At 68.8% G+C, this 14,522-nt stretch carries 15 protein-coding genes; 9 read left to right on the forward strand and 6 right to left on the reverse strand.

What is annotated here, in order from left to right:
• Positions 1-60: 60 nt before the first annotated feature.
• The 3 genes from mctP to IE231_RS03030 all read right to left on the reverse strand — a co-directional run bounded on the left by mctP (position 61) and on the right by IE231_RS03030 (position 3,623).
• On the reverse strand, positions 61-1,722 hold the full coding sequence (gene mctP / locus IE231_RS03020; RefSeq protein WP_229866462.1) for a monocarboxylate uptake permease MctP: 1,662 nt from the start codon (positions 1,720-1,722) through the stop codon (positions 61-63).
• On the reverse strand, positions 1,719-2,120 hold the full coding sequence (locus tag IE231_RS03025; protein ID WP_189692470.1) for a DUF3311 domain-containing protein: 402 nt from the start codon (positions 2,118-2,120) through the stop codon (positions 1,719-1,721). Before IE231_RS03025 ends, mctP begins: the two co-directional genes overlap by 4 nt.
• A 114-nt stretch (positions 2,121-2,234) precedes the next feature.
• The gene (locus tag IE231_RS03030) at positions 2,235-3,623 is read right to left on the reverse strand and encodes a serine hydrolase domain-containing protein (protein ID WP_189692471.1); all 1,389 of its coding nucleotides are present in this window, start codon (positions 3,621-3,623) and stop codon (positions 2,235-2,237) included.
• A 252-nt stretch (positions 3,624-3,875) separates the two neighbouring features.
• Here IE231_RS03030 and IE231_RS03035 point away from each other — a divergent pair, with 252 nt between their 5' ends.
• Positions 3,876-4,253: a hypothetical protein gene (locus IE231_RS03035; protein ID WP_201896920.1), complete on the forward strand. Its 378-nt coding sequence runs from the start codon at positions 3,876-3,878 to the stop codon at positions 4,251-4,253.
• 63 nt (positions 4,254-4,316) lie between these two features.
• Here the strand turns inward: IE231_RS03035 and IE231_RS03040 are convergent, their stop codons facing one another.
• The 3 genes from IE231_RS03040 to IE231_RS03050 form a co-directional block, all read right to left on the reverse strand.
• Positions 4,317-4,847 (reverse strand): cysteine hydrolase family protein, encoded by a 531-nt coding sequence (locus IE231_RS03040; protein ID WP_189692472.1) that lies wholly within the window; start codon positions 4,845-4,847, stop codon positions 4,317-4,319.
• Between the two features lie 14 nt (positions 4,848-4,861).
• Positions 4,862-6,295, reverse strand: coding sequence for a purine-cytosine permease family protein (locus IE231_RS03045; RefSeq protein WP_189692473.1), 1,434 nt, complete (start codon positions 6,293-6,295; stop codon positions 4,862-4,864).
• A 105-nt stretch (positions 6,296-6,400) separates the two neighbouring features.
• Positions 6,401-7,348, reverse strand: a complete 948-nt coding sequence (locus IE231_RS03050) for a flavin reductase (RefSeq protein ID WP_189692474.1) — start codon at positions 7,346-7,348, stop codon at positions 6,401-6,403.
• 118 nt (positions 7,349-7,466) lie between these two features.
• Here IE231_RS03050 and IE231_RS03055 point away from each other — a divergent pair, with 118 nt between their 5' ends.
• The 8 genes from IE231_RS03055 to tgt all read left to right on the forward strand — a co-directional run bounded on the left by IE231_RS03055 (position 7,467) and on the right by tgt (position 14,367).
• Positions 7,467-8,162 carry a GntR family transcriptional regulator gene (locus IE231_RS03055; RefSeq protein ID WP_189692475.1) on the forward strand — a complete coding sequence of 232 codons (696 nt, stop codon included), beginning with the start codon at positions 7,467-7,469 and terminating at the stop codon, positions 8,160-8,162.
• Positions 8,163-8,197: 35 nt separating this feature from the next.
• Positions 8,198-8,857, forward strand: coding sequence for an amino acid synthesis family protein (locus IE231_RS03060; protein ID WP_189692476.1), 660 nt, complete (start codon positions 8,198-8,200; stop codon positions 8,855-8,857).
• Positions 8,854-9,405, forward strand: a complete 552-nt coding sequence (locus tag IE231_RS03065) for an amino acid synthesis family protein (RefSeq protein WP_189692477.1) — start codon at positions 8,854-8,856, stop codon at positions 9,403-9,405. The genes IE231_RS03060 and IE231_RS03065 overlap by 4 nt, the downstream gene beginning before the upstream one ends.
• A gap of 5 nt (positions 9,406-9,410) precedes the next feature.
• A complete protein-coding gene (locus tag IE231_RS03070) occupies positions 9,411-10,142 on the forward strand; it encodes an alpha/beta fold hydrolase (protein WP_189692478.1) in 732 nt (243 codons plus the stop codon).
• Positions 10,139-11,620, forward strand: a complete 1,482-nt coding sequence (locus IE231_RS03075) for an aldehyde dehydrogenase (RefSeq protein ID WP_189692479.1) — start codon at positions 10,139-10,141, stop codon at positions 11,618-11,620. The genes IE231_RS03070 and IE231_RS03075 overlap by 4 nt, the downstream gene beginning before the upstream one ends.
• A gap of 13 nt (positions 11,621-11,633) precedes the next feature.
• Positions 11,634-11,855, forward strand: a complete 222-nt coding sequence (locus tag IE231_RS03080; protein WP_189692480.1) for a tautomerase family protein — start codon at positions 11,634-11,636, stop codon at positions 11,853-11,855.
• 17 nt (positions 11,856-11,872) lie between these two features.
• Positions 11,873-12,967: an LLM class flavin-dependent oxidoreductase gene (locus tag IE231_RS03085; RefSeq protein ID WP_189692481.1), complete on the forward strand. Its 1,095-nt coding sequence runs from the start codon at positions 11,873-11,875 to the stop codon at positions 12,965-12,967.
• A 101-nt stretch (positions 12,968-13,068) separates the two neighbouring features.
• Positions 13,069-14,367 carry a tRNA guanosine(34) transglycosylase Tgt gene (gene tgt / locus IE231_RS03090; RefSeq protein WP_189692482.1) on the forward strand — a complete coding sequence of 433 codons (1,299 nt, stop codon included), beginning with the start codon at positions 13,069-13,071 and terminating at the stop codon, positions 14,365-14,367.
• Positions 14,368-14,522: the final 155 nt, after the last annotated feature.

Consider the following 14,522-nt stretch of genomic DNA (forward strand, 5'->3'; position numbering starts at 1 on the left):
CCTCCGCGCCCGGGGTCACCTCCCTGCAGGGACGTGACCCCGGGACCGCGAGAGGCGGGACTACGCGACCGGGGAGGTCGGCCCCGCGGTGGCCTCGATCTGCTTGACCTTCGGATCGGTCTCGTCTGCCCCGTAGTCAGAGTGCCGGGTGGAGTCGATCCCCTGCGGGACCTTGAGGGCCCGGAACACTAGCGTGAGCACCGCGGCCACCACAAGGTTCAGCACGAAGGCCGAGACCGCGATGTACACGCTGAAGGTGGTCCCGGGGATCGCGGCGACGGACCCGCCGAAATGCGCCCCCGTGGCCGGATTGACCACGTTGTACGCCGAGACGGTGCCGAAGATGATGCCCACAGCCCAGCCGATGAGCAGCGCCCACCGGTCGAACCACCGCGTGTACAGGCCCGCGACGACGGCCGGGAACGTCTGCAGGATCCAGATGCCGCCGAGCAGCTGCATGTTGATCGCCGCCGACTGGTCCATCGCGATGACGAACACGAGTGCACCGACCTTGACCACGAGCGAGACGATCTTGGAGACGTTCGCCTCGGTCTTCGGATCCGCGTTGGGCCGGAAGAAGTCCCGGTAGACATTGCGGGTGAACAGGTTGGCGGCGGCGATGGACATGATCGCGGCGGGGACGAGGGCGCCGATGGCGATGGCCGCGAGGGCGATCCCGGCAAACCACGAGGGGAAGTGGTCGAGGAACAGCTGCGGCACCACGAGCTGCGGGTTGGCCTTCCCATCGAGGTCGATGGGTTTGGTGCCCGCCTTGATCGCCACGAACCCCAGGAGCGCGAGGAACCCGAGCATGAGGGAGTACAGCGGCAGGATCGCGGCGTTGCGGCGGATCGTGTTGCGCGCCTTGGACGCGAGCACGCCGGTGACCGAGTGCGGGTACATGAACAGTGCCATGGCGGAGCCCAGGGCGAGCGACCAGTATGCCGAGTAGCTGCCCTCGGTGGGGATGAAGACGCCCGCCGGCTTGCCCGTGGCCGGGCTCGGGGTGGCCAGCTTGGTCTGTGCGGCACCGAAGATGGTGTCCCAGCCGCCGAACTTGATCGGCAGGTAGATCACGGCCACGATCACCGCGAGGTAGATCAGCAGGTCCTTCACGACGGCGATCATGGCCGGAGCCCGCAGGCCGGACGTGTACGTGTATGCCGCCAGGACCACGAAGGCGATGATGAGCGGCAGGTCGGTGAGGAACGCGTTGTCCGGGCTGCCGAGGCCCAGCACCGTCAGGACGGCCTTGATGCCCACCAGCTGCAGGGCGATGTACGGCATGGTCGCGACGATGCCCGTGATCGCAACGGCGAGGGACAGCCACCGGCTCCCGTAGCGGCCCCCCACGAAGTCGGCGCTCGTGACGTAGCCGTGCCGGTGGGAGACGGACCAGAGCCGGCTCATGATGATGAAGATGATCGGGTAGAGCACGATCGTGTAGGGCACGGCGAAGAAGCCGCTCACCGCGCCGGTGGCCCACATGGCGGCGGGGACGGCCACGAAGGTGTAGGCCGTGTAGAGGTCACCGCCGAGCAGGAACCACGTGATCCATGTGCCGAACCCGCGGCCGCCCAGGCCCCATTCATCGAGGCTGTGAAGGCCGGTCTCCTCTTTCGAGCGGCGCCAGCGCGCGGCCATGAACCCCATGACGGCCACGATGAGGAACAGCAGGATCACGATGATGAGCGCGACCCAGTCGATCGGACGGTTGCTCACCGCGCCTCGCCTCCCTCGGCCTCGCCGGGCGTTTCAGTATCATCGGACGACGCCGCGTGCCGGCCTCCGCCGCCCGGCGCACCCGCGCCCGGGCTGCTGCCAGCACCACCGCCGCCGGCGGGCCGGGCGCCGCGCACGGCCGCGCGCCGTCGTCGGTCCTCACCCGTGACCAGCCAGTACGCGACCCCGCTCAGCGCCGCCGAGATGGGGACCCAGACGAGCTGGTACCAGTAGAAGAACGGCATGCCGCCCCAGCGCGGCTGGTCGAAGGAGTAGAGCTGCGGCATGAGCGGGAGCACGATGGCCACCGCGAGCAGGATGCCGGCCACGACATACGGAAGGGGTTTGGCCGGACCACGCGTGGGTGTGTCGCGGGTCGGCAGGGTGGAATCGGACAACGAGACCTCCTCTGGCCTCGCCCGGCGGGGTCCTCCCGGATACGGGAACGCCGGACGTCGTACATGTCCCCCGGCGTATTTGTACCGCAGGTCATGCCGAACGTGAAGAGGCCGTCAGCCGAAATTCGCGAGGCTCGGCTCGAGCTGCCTGAACAGGATCGCCGGCCCGTTCGGGTTGGGCAGCTGAGTGTTGATGAGGATCGCGATAGTCATCCCCGTCTCGGGGTTGTACATGGTCAGCGACTCGTAGCCGAGCCCGGTGCCGGTGTGACCCCACCAGCCGTCGAGGCTCCCGGCGGCGAGCCCGTACGCGTCGTAGTCCGGGCTGCCGGGGTCATCGGCCTGCGGGTCGGAGGCCCCGGTGAGGCGGGCCTGCTGGAGGGCGGGGCTGACGAGCGAGCCCGAGCCCAGCGCGCGGCCCCACGTGAGGAGGTCCCCAATGTCGCCGAAGAGGCCGCCCGAGGCGCCGTACAGGGAGGGGCTGACCTGTGCGAGGCTCTCGAGGCCGGAGTCGTCGGCCTGGTACGGGGTTGCGACGGGGCCCGCCGGAGGCTGCGCTCCCGAGTATGCGACGGACGTGAGTCCGAGCGGGCCGAGGATCCGGGACTGGACCTCGGCGTCCCAGGCCTGGCCCGTGACGGCCTGGATGACCTTGCCCAGGAGGACCGAGTTCGTGTTGCTGTACTCGTACGCGCTGCCGGGGGCGAAGTCGAGCTGCTGGGTGAACGCGTAGCCGAGGAGCTGATCGTCGGTGAAGGCTCCCGTGTAGTCGGTGTCGAGCTGGGTCGAGAAGTCGGCGGTGCCGGAGAATTCGGGGATGCCGGTACGCATCTCGAGCGCCTCGCGGACGGTGATCTGGTTGCCCATGGCGCCGCCGTCGAACTGCAGGTCGGCGACGCCGGGCACGTACTTCGCGATCGGGTCGTCGAGGCCGAGCTTGCCTTCGCCGACGAGCTGCAGCACCACCGTGCCGACGAAGCTCTTGGTGATGCTGCGGTACGCCGAGCGGGTGTCGGTGGACCACGGCGTGTCCGCGGCCGCCTGCCCCGCGGTGGCGAGGTACCGGTCCTGGGTGGTGCCCCCGTTGCCTGTCGAGACCGCCACGGCGACGCCGGCCGCACCCTGGCTGGCGAGGAAGCCGTTGATGATTCCGGTGATGTCCTGCGGCATGCCCTGCCACGCGGGCTGCGCGGACGACGGCGCCGGGCTGGCCTGCGTGGTCGCGGCGGGAGGGGCTGGGGTCGCCTTCTGGGACGGGGGGACGCCGACCGCGGAGGGCGGCGGAGTGGGGGGCGCCTTCGCGGAGTGCTTGGCCGCGGCCGATGCGCGGTCCGGCTCGGCGAGCCTTCCGACGGTCGCGACCGACCCGCCCACGAGCAGCGCGGCGACGACCGCCGCAGCGCCGAGCCGCCGGCGTCGGGCGCGGGGGGAGCGCCCGAGAAGGCGCCGCAGACGCGCGCCGGGCCCGCCCTCGAGGCGCCGTGCTCCCGCCGTGTGCCTCACGGATGCTCCTGATCTCTTGGGCCTTCGAAGGGCGCTTCTTCCGCCGTGCGCACCACCCTAGGAGCCGATCCTGTGTGGACATTATGCGGCGGCACAGCGGACCTACAGAAGGTGCTGGACACCGAGGCGAGAGGGACCTTCCGCAGAGTGCTACCCGCTGGTAACTTTGGGCTCGTCGTGGGGGCCGTCACATGGCCAGCGCAGCGGCCAGCACTGTACGAAGGAGTACCTGTTGCAGCACCGTTCAACGCCGTGGCCAACGCCGTTGCCCAGAGCGGCCTCGCGAACGTCAAGACGGTTGACCTCGCCTCCGCCTTCACCGGGCGCCGGCTGTGCGAGAACACCGTGGGCCTGCTCGAGGAGAAGGGCCTCACCTCGTGGACGCAGCCCGGCGCCGTGGACTCGACCGAGTGGGTCAACCAGATCCGCACGGCGAGCACCGCGACTTCGGACTACTACATCCAGGAGTCCCTGCACCCGAACTACTGGGGCCAGCTCGCCCTGCGCTCGTGCCTTCGCCAGGCGTACAACGGCGGCGCCCCGAAGGGCGGCACGTGCACGCGCTCGGGCACCGGGCTGGTGGGCGGGGAGCCCGGTGATGTCGCTGAAGTGAGCCCGTCAACGGCCTGATCCGACGCACGACGGCGCGTGCCCAGCTCAGGCGGGCACGCGCCGTCGTGCGTCGTGGGACCGTCAGCCGACGACGTCCGCGAGGGAGACGACCTCGCACATGGGCGAGAGCATCTGGAGCAGAGCCAGCGCCTGATCGTGCGCCTCGTCGGTCGCCCCGGCGCAGGCCTCCCGGACAACTGTCACGTAGCGGCCGGCGTCCACGGCGCCGAGCGCCGTCGAGAGGACGCAGCAGTCGGTGGCAACGCCGGCGAGGACCATCCTCTCCCCGACCGGGATCTCCGCCGCCAGCTCAGGCCCCCACTTGCTGAACGTCGGCGCGTCCATCACGCTGGATCCGCTCGGCGGCTCCTCGACGAAGTCCCACTCCGGCGCCTCGGCCGGGAGGCGCGTTTCCGGCCACCGGTCATAGTAGGCCGACCAGGCGCCCTCCTCTCCGGCCCCGCGGACAAACCGGGTGTAGATGCCGGGGCGCGCCAGGGATTGTTCGAGCGACGCGATGGCCTCGGCGGCTTCGTCGAACCGCGGCACGTTCCAGACAGTCTCGTCACGGAAGATCCGTTGCATGTCGATCACCACGAGTCGGGCGTTCACGAGGGCTCCTTGGTTCACAGGGTCTGCGCCGCCGGGTCGCGATCGAGCTGGTCGCGGCCGGAGAGCCTGCGGAGCCGGTAGGTCGCAAAGTACACGATGACCGCGACGAGGGCGCCGACGTAGTAGGAGAGATCGCCCAGCTGGGGCAGGGCCTTGGCGATGGGGCCGGTGTAGATCGCGGACATCCAGAAGGGTGAGGAGAGGAGCACGCCGGCGGCCCAGGCGACGAATCCCCACTCGAACTTGCGGGTCTTGTCGAAGAGCTCGCGGAGGCCCCGTTCGGTGCGGCGACCGCCGAACAGGTAGTCGCAGACCAGAACGGCCACGTACGGCGCGATGCAGTAGGCCGTGAGGTTCAGGAACGCGGTGAAGCCCTCGTTGAAGCCCTCCTGGCCCCACAGCGCCACGATGTAGGAGGCGACGCAGATGATCACGACGCCAATGTGGCGCTTGACCGGGATGCCCATGGTCTGGATGGAGATCGCGCCGCCGTAGACGTTGAGGAAGTTCTGGGTGAACGAGGACAGTGCCACGATGCCGAGGCCGATCGGGGCCCAGGGGCCCATGATCTCCTTGAGGGCGCCGATGCTGTCCGTGGCGGTCGCGGCTGAGCCGAGGACCGTGCCGAGCACGCCCATCCAGATCATGGTGACGGAGTTGCCGAGCATGGTGGCCCAGCCCGCGCCCCTGCGGTTCCCGGGGGTGTTGGGGAGGTAGCGGGAGTAGTCGGACGCGAACGGCATCCAGGCGACGATGAACGAGAAGAACCAGCCGAAGAAGACGATCCAGCCGCCCACACCGTTGAAGCCCTCGGCGGCGGTGTTGACCTCGTTGACGATGTGGCCGTTGGCTGCGGCCACGACGGTGATGAAGACGAAGCCGATGACGAGGACGAAGGAGAGGATCCGCTGAAGGAAGTGGATCAGGTTGTACCCGATGACGGCGACGGCGAGCTGGATGCCCATGAGGATCAGGGAGGAGACCCAGAACGGGATGTCGGTCAGCAGTGCGATGGCCTTGCCGCCAAGGATCACGGTCACCGCGGCCCAGCCGATGCCTGCGAAGACGTTGACGTACGCGACGGGGAAGAGGTTGCCGATGAACCCTAGCGGGCCGCGGCCCTGCATCTGCTGCGGAACGCCCAGGCGCACGCCCATGGCCGAGAGGTAGCCCATGCCGGCCGAGGAGATGACGCCCGCGAGGAAGATTGCGAGCACGGCGGCCCAGAACGGGAGGCCGAAGTACGTCGCGCTGAAGCCGAGGACGACGATGGGAAAGTTCATGCCAGCCGCGAACCAGAGGAAGAACTGGGACCGGGGCTTTCCGTGTCGCTCGACGTCGGGGATGTGTTCGACGCCGTACGGTTCGATCTTGGTGAGGCTGTCGCGGTAGCCGCGGTCTTCGGCGATGCTGTCTTCGCTGACTGCACGCATGGTCTCAGAGCTCATGTCTGTCCTAGTGTGGTAGGCGCACCTCGGTGCGCTGCTTTCGAGAGAAGCAATTACGGCTGGGGCGGCCTGTTCCCTTGCGACGGTGCCGGCCGCCCCGGCTCTTTAGAGTTCGACGAGCTTGGCGCCGTCGAAGAAGTGGCCGGCCTTGTAGACCATGGGCTCGGCGTCGGCAACCTCGGCGTGGCGTACACGCCCGACGAAGATCGTGTGGGTCTTTGCCTGGAAGCGCTCCTTAATCTCGGCCTCGAGGGAGGCGCCTGATCCGTCGATGAGTGGCGACCCGTTGGGCCCCGCGTGCCACTCGAGGTCCGCGAACTTGTCCGAGGCCTTGGAGGCAAAGGTCCGCACCGTGCCGAGCTGGGTGTTGCTGAGGACGTTGATGCCCAGATGGCTCGATCCGAAAAGCGCCGAATAGGTCGACGACGTCTTCTGCACGCACACCAGCACGAGCGGCGGGTCGAGGGAGATCGAGGCGAACGAGTTCGCTGCGAGACCCCGAGGGGTGCCTGTCTCGTCGATGGTTGTCACAACGGTGACACCGGTGATGAACTGCCGGTTGAAGCCCTTCATGACGTCCAGGGTGGGGCTGCCCGTGAGCTCGTCCACGACGACGTCGGGAATCTCCTCGAACGCGGAGCCGAGGGACGGGACGCCGAGGTGGGCGAGGAGCTCTCCCGCGTCCCAGGTGACGCGTTCGGAGGCGATGCGGCCGTCGCGAAGCGTCAGGGCGTTCGAGCCGTGGGTGACCACGCGGCGGCCGGTCGGCGGCACACCGCGGAGCGGGTTCGAGAACGTGCCCGTGGACGTCCAGAAGACCGCCACGTCGTCGCCACTCGCGATGACCTTGTCGATGCGGGTCTCAAGATCGGGGAACGCTGCACGGACGTCCAGGATCTCCTGCTTGAGCTCAGCCAGGCCCGTGGCCTTACGCGTCCCCGTGCTCTCGCGCCGGTAGTCGTCGGTGACTATCGCGTCGAAGGCATCGACGTCACCCTCGTCCCACGCGGCGGTCCATGCTGCGGTGACGCTGTCATTGATCGTCTGTTGCATGCCAATACCGTACGGTGCACTGTGATACACGTCAACACCCATCAAGCAATATCCCGTATTTACGGGGATATTGCTGCCAGTCTTGACGGCAACCTTGTATGCAACCTAGGTTTGATGCATGCAAGAGATCGCCCAGCTTCGTCCCGAGGACCGAGCCCCCAAAGAAGAGCTGCCACTGTTGGACAAGCTCCGCAAGCTCGTCCTGAGCGGGGAGTACCCGCCCGGGGCCCCGCTGCCGGAGATGTTCCTTGCCCAGCAGTTCGAGGTGAGCAGGACCCCGATCCGGGAGTCGCTCAAGCAGCTCGAGAACGAGGGGCTCGTGGAGATACGGCCCAAGGTCGGCACCTTCGTCCGGATCCCCACGCGCCGCGAGATCGTCGAGCTCTTCCAGCTCAAGGAGAGCCTCGAGGGCCTGGCGGCCAACCTGCTGGCAAAGCGAGGCCCGGTTCCCGAGCTTGCAGAGCTGACGAGGAACATCGAGGCCTCCGAGCGGGCGGAACGGAACGGCGACAGCCGTGCCTACGCAGATCTCGTGCATGACTTCCACTGGACGCTCATGACGGGCTCCGACAACTCGAAGCTAGTGGAGCACTACGGGCGGCTCATGAACCAGCTCGCGTACCACCGGATCGTGCTCAAGACCGTCGAGCGGCCCGCGCGGATGCGCGCGTCCATCGCCGAGCACCGCGCGGTGCTGGACGCCATCCTCGACAAGGACCCGATCGGCGCCGAGCTCGCCATGCGGGGCCACGTCAACGCTTCCAGCCTCGCCGCTGCCCGTGAGGAAGAAGTCCAGGAGCCCACGCAGGGCTGAGGCTCCTCCCCAGATCCACAGAAAGGAGATGCCTCATGGGCACTCTCACCACCCTCACCGGCCGCGGCCCCGCCGCATCGCTGGAAGAGGCCGCCCGCGCCGTGGGCGTCCGCCGGATCGTCGTCCAGCAGGAGGAGATCCTCCGCGACGGCCCCGGCATCGTCCCCACGAGCGTCACCCAAGCCGCAGCCGCGGCCGTCATCCGCAATCCCTGGGCCGGCTCGGACGTTTCCACCGATCTGGCCCCGGAAACGGAACGGATTGCCCCCGTCCTCGCCAAGGTCCTGACGGACCGGCTCAATGCGGTGCTGGGCGGCAGCGACGAGATCGAAGCGTTCGGCAAGTCCGCCGTCGTCGGGCTCTCCGGCGAGACTGAGCACGCAGCCGCCCTCGTCCACACGCCCTTCTTCGGGAACCTGGTCCGCGAATTCCTGGACGGCTCCTCGATCCTCTGCTTCTCGGATGATCGGTCGGAACCTGGAACGTCCATTGCCGTCCCCATGTGGCACAAGACCGCGGCCGCGACGCGAAGCCACTACCAGACCATCACGCTGAACCTGAACGATGCGCCCCACCCCGACGAGATCGTGGTGATCGCCGCGGCATCCACAGGTCCTCGCCCCCATCCCCGCATCGGTGACCGAACCACCGACCGACCCGTGACCGCCGAAATCCTGGAGGGAATCCTGCCATGAACGTCCGTAAGATCGTCACCCTGTCCGAAGAGATCCTGAGCGAGGGCGGCCGCCCGGTCTCCCCCGCGGCGCGCGTTGCCGTTGCCATCGCGGTGGTCGACAACCCGTGGGCCGGTCAGGGCTTCGTCGAGGACCTCACCGAGGGCATCGACGCGACCGCCTCGGACCTCGGCGCGCTCCTCGCACCCAAGGTCATCGAGGCGCTCGGAGCACCGGTCGAGGCCTACGGAAAGGCGGCCATCGTAGGCATCGACGGCGAGATCGAGCACGGTTCCGCCCTCATCCACACGCTCAAATTCGGCGACCACTACCGCCGAGCCGCTCAGGCGACAACCCTCCTCCCTGCCGTCGAGAAGCGCGCCGCCGCGGGGACCGTGTTCGACATTCCGATGAAGCACATCACCGATGCCACCATCCGCTCGCACCACCAGACCGTCGAGGTGAGGGTCGCCGACGCGCCGCACCCGGGCGAGATCCTCATCGCCCTCGCAGCCTCGGCGCAGGGCCGGCCCCAGGAGCGCCTCGCGCCCCTGTCCACCGAACGGTGACCGGCGTGTCCACCATCCCCGTTGTCCTCCTGCACGGCGTGGGCCTCGACTCGTCGATGTGGACGCCGGTGCGGGAGGCCCTCGGCCGCGAGTCGGTGGCGCTGGACCTGCCCGGCCATGGCGGGCAGCCGCCGCTGACGCAGCCGGTGACGCTCGCGGAAATGGCCGACGGCGTGCTGGCGCGGCTCCCCGAGCGCTCTCACCTCGTGGGGTTCTCGCTCGGCGCCCTTGTAGCCCAGCACATCGCGGCATTCCACCCCGAGCGTGTCGAGACGCTCACGTGCGTCAGCTCGGTCTGCAGGCGCACCGAGGCCGAGTCCCGTGCCGTCGAGGACCGGCTCGCCGTGGCGGAAGCCGACTTCGCGGCGAGCACCGAGGCGTCGATCGAGCGCTGGTACGCCGGGACCACGGTGCCCGAGGCCCTCGTCGAGGACACTCGGCGGGTTCTTCAGGCCAACGATCCCGAGTCCTTCCTGCACGCCTACCGCGTGTTCGCGCGTGGAGACGCGGCCATCGCGCCCGAGCTCGGCCACATGGGGGCACCGACACTCGCCCTCACGGGCGAGCTGGACCCGGGGTCCACCCCGGACATGACCAGGCGCCTCGCCGAGGCCATTCCGGGGGCGCGGGCGCTCATCGTCCCGGGCGCCCGGCACATGCTGCCGGTCCAGGACCCTCAAGCCCTGGTTCTGGCGCTCAACGAATTCATCCACGACACCGAAGGAGCAGTCGCATGACGCTTCGCCTCGACCATTTCATCGGGGGCACGTGGTCCGCGCCCGCGGGCGGCGAGTACTTCGCCAGCACCAACCCCGCGACCCTCGAGGTGCTCTACGAGGCCGCACGCGGCACCGAGGAGGACGTCCGCCGCGCGGTCGCATCGGCCCGCAGTGCGTTCGAAGCGCGCCAGTGGCGCGAGACGACGGCGACCAAGCGGGGGCACCTGCTCCGGCGCCTCGGCGACCTGGTCGGCGAGCACGCGGAGGAGCTCGCCGAGCTCGAGACCCTGGACAACGGCAAGCTCCTGCGCGAAATGCGCGGCCAGCTCGCCACGCTGCCCGAGTACCTGTACTACTACGCGGGCCTGGCGGACAAGGTCCAGGGCAGCCAGATCCCCACAAGCTCGGTCACGATGCTGAACTACACGCAGCGCGAGCCGCTCGGCGTCGTCGGCGCCATCACGCCGTGGAACTCGCCGCTGACGCTCACGACGTCGAAGCTCGCTCCGGCGCTGGCGGCGGGCAACACGATCGTCATCAAGCCGAGCGAGTACACTTCGCGGACCATCCTGCGTTTCGCGGAGCTCGCCTCCCAAGCGGGGTTCCCCGACGGCGTCGTGAACGTGGTCACCGGCTTCGGCAACGAGGCCGGTGCGGCGCTCGTGAGCCACCGGGACCTCGCCAAGATCTCCTTCACCGGGTCCACCCAGACCGGCGCCCGCATCGCCTCCGAGACGGCGTCGCGCTTCATCGGCTCCACGCTCGAGCTCGGCGGCAAGAGCCCCAACATCGTGTTCGGCGACGCGGACGTCGCCAACGCCTCGATGGGCGTCGTCGCGGGGATCTTCGCCGCCGCGGGCCAGACCTGCATCGCCGGCAGCCGCGTCTTCGCGCACCGCAGCGTGTACGACGAGCTGGTCGAGCGCGTGTCAGAGCGCGCCGCGTCCATCATCATCGGCGACCCCCTCGTCGACGCCACAGAGCTCGGCCCGCTCGCGTTCGGCGCCCAGCTGGAGAAGGTTAGCTCGTACGTCAGCCTCGGCGTCAGTGAGGGCGCCACCGTCCGCACCGGCGGCGGCAGGCCCGACGTCGACCTCGCCGGCTACTTCTTCGCGCCCACCGTCCTGACCAACGTCGACAACTCGATGCGCGTGGTGCGCGAGGAGATCTTCGGCCCCGTCGCCGCGATCATGCCGTTCGACACCGAGGACGAGGTCGTGGGCCTGGCCAACGACACCGACTACGGGCTCGCCGCCGGTGTGTGGACCCAGAACCTCGCGCGCGCCCACCGCATGGCCCGCAGGCTCGACGCGGGCACTGTGTGGGTCAACACCTACCGCGCGATGTCCCCCATGTCGCCGCGGCAGGGCTTCAAGAGCTCTGGGGTCGGGATCGAGCACGGCCTCGAGTCGATGCACGAGTACACGCGGCTCAAGAGCGTCTGGATCAACACCGACGAGGGCCCTGTCGCCGACCCGTTCGTCATGCGCGGCTGAGAGGCAAACCGTCATGCCACTCATCGACGTGTCCATCGCCCGCGGGCGCGCCCCCGAGGAACTGCGGGCCTTCATCGACGCGCTTCACCAGGCCGCCGAGCGCACCGTGGGGGCACTGCCCGAGAACACCACAGTCATCGTCCGCGAGATCGAGCACGAGCACTGGTCCCGCGCCAACCAGACCATTACCGAACGCAACACTGCTGCGGAGCAGCAGACAACGCAGCAGCTGTAAGAAAAAGGAGTCACAACATGCGCTTCTCCCTCTTCGTCCACATGGAGCGCTGGGACGAGTCCGTCTCGCACCAGGAGTGCTTCGAGAACCTCACGGAGCTCGCTCTCATCGCCGAGGCGGGCGGCTTCAGCACCGTATGGATCGGCGAGCACCACTCGATGGAGTACACCATCTCCCCGAGCCCGCTCCCGCAGCTCGCCTACCTCGCCGCCCGGACGTCGAAGATCCGGCTGGGGGCCGGCACGATCATCGCGCCGTTCTGGAACCCGCTCCGGGCGGCCGGCGAGACCGCGCTGCTGGACGTCATCAGCAACGGCCGCATGGAGGTAGGCCTCGCGCGCGGCGCCTACCAGTTCGAGTTCGACCGGCTCATGGGCGGCATGTCGGCGGTCGACGGCGGCAAGCACCTCCGCGAGCTCGTGCCGGCCGTGCGCGCGCTCTGGCAGGGCGACTACGCCCACGACGGCGAGATCTGGCAGTTCCCTACGTCGACGAGCGTGCCGAAGCCCGTGCAGAAGCCCACTCCCCCAATGTGGATCGCGGCGCGGGACATCTCCTCGCACGAGTTCGCGGTCGAGAACGGCTGCAACGTCATGGTCACCCCGCTCATGAAGGGCGACGAGGAGGTCGAGGACCTCGTGGGCAAGTTCAACAGCGCGATTGCCAAGCACGGGGCAGCGTTCGCCGCCAAGAACCCCGGCGGCGCGGAGCGTCCCGACCTCATGGTCCTGCGCCACACGCACGTCCATTCAGCGGACGACCCCGAGGGCTGGCGCCGCCCGGCCGAAGGCATCCAGAAGTACTACCGGACGTTCGATGCCTGGTTCGGAAACAAGACGACCCCCGTGAACGGCTTCCTCGAGCCCAGCCCGGCTGAGAAGTTCGCGGACCGGCCCGAGTTCCAGCCCGAGTCGCTGCACAAGACGGCGATGATCGGCACCCCGGAGGAGATCATCGAGCGGCTGCGCCACTACGAGGCCCTCGGCGTCACCGAGTTCAGCATCTGGTCGGACAACAGCCTCACCCACGAGGAGAAGAAGCGCTCGCTCGAGCTCTTCATCGAGCAGGTGGCACCCGCGTTCCAGGAGCAGCCGGCGGCCGCCGCGCACTGACCCTTAACGCACGACGGCGCGTGCCCGCTGGCTTTCCTGCCTGCGGCGGGCACGCGCCGTCGCGCGTCTGCTCACCCCCAGCCGGGTGGCAGACTGGACGGGTGCCAGATTCCGTCCCCGTCGCCCGCGAAGCCGCCCACGCGCCGTCGTCCGTTCCAGCGCACCCGCGCCAGTCCGAGTTCTCGTTCGAGGTCGGCACGCGGCTCACCGACCCTGACGGTGCGCCGTCGCTGGGCCGCACCGGGACGATCACGACGCCGCACGGGACGATCCAGACGCCTGCTTTCATCGCCGTCGGCACGAAGGCCACGGTCAAGGCCGTCCTGCCGGAGGCGATCCGCGACCTCGGGGCGCAGGCCGTCCTCGCCAACGCCTACCACCTCTACCTCCAGCCGGGCGCCGACATCCTCGACGAGGCCGGCGGGCTCGGGAGGTTCATGAACTGGGCGGGGCCCACCTTCACGGACTCGGGCGGGTTCCAGGTCATGAGCCTCGGCTCGGGCTTCAAGAAGGTCATCGACATGAAGGGCCCGGACGCCCCGTCAAAGGCCGGCGCCGACGACGCCGTGGCCCCCGGCAAGGAGCGGCTCGCCCACATCGACGACGACGGCGTGTGGTTCAAGAGCCACCTCAACGGGGACAGGCACCGGTTCACCCCAGAGATCTCGATGCAGGTCCAGCACCAGATCGGCGCCGACATCATGTTCGCGTTCGACGAGCTCACCACCCTGCACAACTCCCGCGGCTACCAGGAGGAGGCGCTCGAGCGCACACGGCTGTGGGCGCAGCGCTGCGTCGACGAGCACTTCCGGCTCACGGACGAGCGCGCCGGCAAGCCCTACCAGGCGCTGTTCGGCGTGATCCAGGGGGCGCAGTACGAGGACCTGCGGCGCAAGGCGTGCGGCGATCTGGGGGCGATGCCGTTCGACGGGTTCGGGATCGGTGGCGCACTCGAGAAGGAGAACCTCGGCACGATCGTGGGCTGGTGCTCCGAGGTGCTCCCGGAGGACAAGCCGCGGCACCTGCTCGGCATCTCCGAGCCAGACGACATCTTCGTGGCCATCGAGGCCGGCGCCGACACGTTCGACTGCGTCTCCCCCACCCGGGTGGCCCGCAATTCCGCGTTCTACACGGCCGAGGGCCGGCTGAACCTCTCCGGCGCGAAGTACAAGCGGGACTGGGGCCCGCTCCAGGACGGCTGCGACTGCTACACGTGCGCCAACTACTCGCGGGCCTACATCCGGCACCTCTACAAGGCCTCCGAGATGCTCTCGCACACGCTCATCTCGATCCACAACGAGCGCTTCGTGGTCCGGATGGTCGACGACGCCCGCCACGCCATCGAGAATGGCACGTTCCACGGGTTCAAGGCAGAGACCTTGGGCCTGTACTACGGCTGACCTCCCGCCACCCCGGTTGAGGGGTCACATCCCGGTCCAGAGGTTGCATCCCTCGGCCGGCCGAGTCATGTCCTGCCCAGACCCGCATCTCCTTGCGGTATTTACGCAGGAGATGCGGGCATCGGCAGGACATGCGAGATGCGGGGGGAGGCAGT

This window comes from Sinomonas cellulolyticus, assembly GCF_014656475.1.
In the GTDB taxonomy this organism is placed as follows: Bacteria; Actinomycetota; Actinomycetes; order Actinomycetales; family Micrococcaceae; genus Sinomonas; species Sinomonas cellulolyticus.

Bases quoted from the DNA above. Each gene is read 5' to 3' on its own strand.
- IE231_RS03075 (WP_189692479.1), top strand. From the start codon at position 10,139: ATGACGCTTCGCCTCGACCATTTCATCGGGGGCACGTGGTCCGCGCCC.
- IE231_RS03085 (WP_189692481.1), top strand. From the start codon at position 11,873: ATGCGCTTCTCCCTCTTCGTCCACATGGAGCGCTGGGACGAGTCCGTC.
- IE231_RS03080 (WP_189692480.1), top strand. From the start codon at position 11,634: ATGCCACTCATCGACGTGTCCATCGCCCGCGGGCGCGCCCCCGAGGAA.
- IE231_RS03065 (WP_189692477.1), top strand. From the start codon at position 8,854: ATGAACGTCCGTAAGATCGTCACCCTGTCCGAAGAGATCCTGAGCGAG.
- IE231_RS03050 (WP_189692474.1), bottom strand. From the start codon at position 7,348: ATGCAACAGACGATCAATGACAGCGTCACCGCAGCATGGACCGCCGCG.
- IE231_RS03045 (WP_189692473.1), bottom strand. From the start codon at position 6,295: ATGAGCTCTGAGACCATGCGTGCAGTCAGCGAAGACAGCATCGCCGAA.
- IE231_RS03060 (WP_189692476.1), top strand. From the start codon at position 8,198: ATGGGCACTCTCACCACCCTCACCGGCCGCGGCCCCGCCGCATCGCTG.
- IE231_RS03055 (WP_189692475.1), top strand. From the start codon at position 7,467: ATGCAAGAGATCGCCCAGCTTCGTCCCGAGGACCGAGCCCCCAAAGAA.